The following is a 4,745-nucleotide window of genomic DNA, read 5'->3' on the forward strand; positions in this document are numbered from 1 at the left end:
ATGGGTTTTGCAAAATTACGCCTCCAAAGCTATGGCAGCCTCGTTTTTGGCGTAACTTCGCAAAGCCCTTTCCCGTTGTGTGTAATTTATCAAGAACACTCGTCATAAAATGAATGAAGTCGAAAATCAAAATTTATTTTCTTATCACTTATTTAAATTACCATTTTTTACTGCTTTAAAAAGTGTTCTTTTTCCAATCAAAAAAAATAAAATTAAGGGTTTAATTCACGCAGAAACGATGTCTGCAATGAAATTAGGTTCTTCTATATTTGCACCAACAAGATTATTTTCTAGAACTGTTGTTGTTTTCGCTCAATGGGAAAATGAAAAAGTTTTTTCAGAATTTTTGCTATCAAATTCATTTGGTAAACAACTTTCTAAAAGTTGGTACTTGAAACTCAAATTTATAAGACAATGGGGCTCAATTTCTCATTTTGATATTCCAAAAAAACAAATAGAAATAAGCAACGAAAATCAAGCTGTTGTTGCAGTAACTTTAGCAAGAATGAAATACACAGAAATCCCAAGGTTTTTACGTTGGGGAAGACCTGTAGAAAAATTAGTTCGAGATCATTCTGGCACTACTCTATCTTTAGCTTCAATTTGTTACCCAAATCTTATTTCAACATTTTCTATTTGGAAATCACAAAAGGAAATGTCCGAAATGGTTCATGGACATTCAAAAATGGAACATCCAAAACGTCATTCAAATGCAATGAAGGAAAGAAACCGAAAGGATTTTCATTTCGAATTTACTACATTGCGATTTATTCCCATTTCAGAACATGGAATTTGGAATGGAAATTCAAATTATTTACCAAAAGAAACTACCAAGCGATGAATTTAGCTTATACAATGCAGAAATTCCAAGATTTGTTTACTCAACAATGGGTAATTTCTACTGGTCGAAAATTTAATCCAATCGATGAAAATTGGTTAATTGGACCTTTCGGTGAACTAAATGGAATTGGAGAAGAATTTATTATTCAATTAGCTGAAAAGGAAAATTTAACCATTCAAAGAAATTCAAAGTCTAAAGGATTATTATCTTCAATCAAAGAATTGAATCTAAAAGATAAAGAAATAGAAAATCTCTCGCAAAAAGTTATTGATTTTTATGAAAAAACTTCAGATTTTGAGCTAATATTTGATGTAAAATGGAATTCATTTTTCAAACCGTTTGGTTTTATTGTTAATCGACTTTTCAGTAAAAGAATTAATCAACTTAACATTCCATTACAAAACAATATTCAAGAAAAATTGAGTAGTGAAATCATCCAATTATTAGACAAAAATACAAATGAATTAAAATATACTATTTGGCTACGAAAAGTTGAAAACACAGGGCAAGTTATTTATTCTGGAATTTATGGAACTTGTAAATTACCTTCAAATCAGACTTGTATAAAAGCTATTTTTCCATTACCAAAAGGAAATGCAACCGTAATTATGAAACCAAGTGTTGGAAAGAATAATGAGTTAATTTTAGATTCATCAGGCAAAAAATTCGGAGATGCTGGATTTTACTTTCTGCTTAACGATTCTATAAATAATTATTGGGCAAAATTTGTAAGTTCATTTACAGACAATTTAGTTATTCGAGAAAATGAAGAATATCTGATTGCAAGTCAAACTCTTAAACTTTGGAATATAAAAGTTTCGCAATTCAATTATAAGATAAACTACACACAACATGGGTTTGGCAAAAGCGGGGTTGAGAGTTATCATTTAGAAGATTTCAGCACTTTTCGCCGCAAAAAACCATTTCGTTTTTTTATTTTTTTTGTAATTTTGAAAAAACGAAAATGGTTTTTGCTCGGTTCGGGTTTAGTTGGAATTTCCGTCTTTCTTATCCCCGCCTTCGCCAAGCCCTTTCCCGTTAGCAGAAAGTTTATCCAAACAAATCGCTGAAATGAAAATCGAAATTAAATATTTGGAATTAAAAACTGGATTTAATGATAATGGTCCTGCTTGGATTGGACTTGTATCATTTTCTAAAACTGGAAAAACTCTTTATTTTGATGGAAAAGCATTTCAGAGAATTGGTTCTGACAGAATGAAGGGGAATTTTTATGATATTGAAACTGGAGAAGAATATTGGATTTCTGGAGTAAAGAAAAATCAAAAAGACAGACATATTTATGGAAATGGGAAAATATTCGTTGAAAAAAGAATTCTAAATGAATATCTAAATTTAATTAATCAACCTAATCTAAATCCCAAAAATTATGAATTAATTGAAGTAAATGAAAAAATGTCAATTTCTAGGATAAATGAAATTGAAAATCAAATTGATAAATTTGGAACAAAGAATGAAATTGATGAAAATCGAAAATTTTTGAAACCAAATGAATTTACAAATAAAGAACTTGATTATTTTATTGAATATTTTGATGATTATGCAAATAATGGAATTTTTTTAAAAAGCCGAAAAAGTTATAGACAAAGAAGAGATGAATTAATTGCTGAAAAAGAATTACGAAAACAAAAAACCTTCTGCTAACATTGTATTGGCAAAATGCGGGGAGAAGGTATAGTTGAACTACTCTACTTTTTTATCCGCCGCTGCTTTTCATATTGTTTTTTTTCTTAATTTAGACAATCTGAAAAAGCATCGGCTCCGTTTGGTCGAAATTGAACTTTCAGTTCATTTTAGCCCGCACTTCGCCAATACTTTTTCCGTTATGTGTTACCCTATGACGACCGTGTTAAATAGAAACGAACGACAAAAAGACAAATGCAAAAATATTCAGTAAACCAACATTTAATAGAGACAATTTTAGCTTGGGTAAATTCGGGCGAAATCGCAATTCCAGAAATTCAAAGACCATTTGTTTGGGACAGTTCAAAAGTTCGTGACTTGATGGACAGTTTGTATCAAGGTTATCCAATCGGTTACGTAATCGCTTGGCGAAATCCGAACGTGAAACTGAAAGACGGAAGTTTAAGCGAAGGAAAAAAGGTTTTGATTGACGGACAACAACGTGTAACTGCTTTGACAGCAGGAATTCTTGGACAATACGTCATCAACAAAAATTATCAACGCATAAAAATCAAAATTGCCTTCAACCCTATTGAAGAACGTTTTGAAGTTCAAAACCCTGCAATTTTAAAAGACAAAGTTTGGCTTCACGACATTACGGACGCTTTTTCAGGTAAAATTAGTTTGCTAAAATTGGTTAGAGATTATTTGGCTCTCAATCCTGACATTGACGAAGATTTAATCGAAAACTCATTTTCAAGATTAATCAGCATAGTGAAAAAGCCAATCGGTATGATTGAACTTGCACCCGAATTGGACATTGAAACCGTAACGGAAATTTTTATCAGAATAAATTCAAAAGGCGTTGTTTTAAGTCAAGCAGATTTTGCGATGAGCAAAATTGCATCTGACACTGAAAATGGCGGAAACGAATTGAGGAAAGCAATTGATTATTTTTGTCATTTAGCGATTGCACCAGATTTTTATAAGCAAATTGTTGACAACGATAAAGATTTTGCGAAAACCGACTTTTTCCAAAAAATGTCGTGGCTCAAAACTGAAAACGAAGATTTGTACGACCCAAGTTACAACGACTTAATTCGTGTGGCTTTTACTTCGCAATTCAACAGAGGACGACTTTCGGATTTGGTAAGTTTGTTATCTGGAAGAAACTTTGAAACAAGAAGTTACGAAACAGAAATTGCCGAGCAATCGTTTTTGAAACTCAAAAATGGTGTTTACAATTTCATCAACGAAACCAATTTCAAACGGTTTTTAATGATTGTAAAATCGGCAGGATTTATTTCGCCAAAACTTATTCGTTCGCAAAACGCAATCAATTTCGCTTACATCGTTTATCTGAAATTGAAAGAGCTTGGCGTAAATTCTGTTGCAATAGAAAGCTACGTTAGAAAATGGTTGGTTTACTCAATTTTGACAGGAAGATATTCAGGTTCACCTGAAAGTATGTTTGACTACGACATCAAACAAATTTCACAAAAACCATTTGCTGAATATTTGAAAGAAAAAGAAGACGGAGAACTTTCTGACGCTTTCTGGAATGCTTCTTTGCCACAAAGTTTAGATACTTCGGTTGCAAGTAGTCCATATTTCCACGTCTTTTTAGCTTCACAAGTTAAAGCCAACGACAGAGGATTTTTATCAAAAGACGTTTTAGTTGGCGACCTAATTTCTTTGCGTGGCGACATTCATCACTTATTTCCAAAAGATTATTTAAGCAAAAACGGACTTGACAGAAGCAAATACAACCAAATTGCAAACTACGTTTATATGCAATCGGAAGTGAATATAAAAGTGGGCAACAAACCGCCAAAAGATTATTTTGAACTAATCAAAACTCAAATTCTTGACAACAATACTTTGGTTAGTGGACTTTCGACCGAACAAGAACTTTTGGACAACTTGAAAATGAATTGCGTTCCGACCGAAATTATGGAAATGAACATTGACGATTATCAAGAATTTTTGCATTTAAGACGGAAATTAATGGCTCTGAAAATTAAAGAATACTACAACAAACTATAATGCAAAAAAGGGCGAACACATAACAAGGGTTTGCCAAAAGCGGGGCTGAAGTGCTTCGATTGAGCATTTATGCAAAGTTCAACAGCAGTAATTCTATTGAACTTTTGTGCTAAAAATCCCCGCCTTCGGCAAGCCCCAAACCGTTAGGCGACACCCTATTACACAGACCGCATAAAAATTCAAGTTTCATATTAGTGAAACTTTTTTATTTTAATAA

Annotated in this window: 4 protein-coding genes; all 4 read left to right on the forward strand. The window is 32.3% G+C overall.

Annotated elements, in window-relative coordinates:
- Positions 1-109 precede the first annotated feature (109 nt).
- The 4 genes from AC23MB_RS14020 (at position 110) to AC23MB_RS14035 (ending at position 4,528) form a co-directional block, all read left to right on the forward strand.
- On the forward strand, positions 110-841 hold the full coding sequence (locus tag AC23MB_RS14020; protein WP_487787604.1) for a hypothetical protein: 732 nt from the start codon (positions 110-112) through the stop codon (positions 839-841).
- A complete protein-coding gene (locus AC23MB_RS14025) occupies positions 838-1,911 on the forward strand; it encodes a hypothetical protein (protein ID WP_487787605.1) in 1,074 nt (357 codons plus the stop codon). The genes AC23MB_RS14020 and AC23MB_RS14025 overlap by 4 nt, the downstream gene beginning before the upstream one ends.
- 1 nt (position 1,912) lies before the next feature.
- Positions 1,913-2,503, forward strand: a complete 591-nt coding sequence (locus tag AC23MB_RS14030; RefSeq protein WP_487787606.1) for a hypothetical protein — start codon at positions 1,913-1,915, stop codon at positions 2,501-2,503.
- A gap of 234 nt (positions 2,504-2,737) precedes the next feature.
- Positions 2,738-4,528 carry a GmrSD restriction endonuclease domain-containing protein gene (locus AC23MB_RS14035; RefSeq protein WP_487787607.1) on the forward strand — a complete coding sequence of 597 codons (1,791 nt, stop codon included), beginning with the start codon at positions 2,738-2,740 and terminating at the stop codon, positions 4,526-4,528.
- Positions 4,529-4,745: the final 217 nt, after the last annotated feature.

The sequence above is a fragment of the Soonwooa sp. T0.1_25 genome (assembly GCF_057652215.1).

Bases quoted from the DNA above. Each gene is read 5' to 3' on its own strand.
- AC23MB_RS14025 (WP_487787605.1), top strand. From the start codon at position 838: ATGAATTTAGCTTATACAATGCAGAAATTCCAAGATTTGTTTACTCAA.
- AC23MB_RS14035 (WP_487787607.1), top strand. From the start codon at position 2,738: ATGCAAAAATATTCAGTAAACCAACATTTAATAGAGACAATTTTAGCT.
- AC23MB_RS14030 (WP_487787606.1), top strand. From the start codon at position 1,913: ATGAAAATCGAAATTAAATATTTGGAATTAAAAACTGGATTTAATGAT.
- AC23MB_RS14020 (WP_487787604.1), top strand. From the start codon at position 110: ATGAATGAAGTCGAAAATCAAAATTTATTTTCTTATCACTTATTTAAA.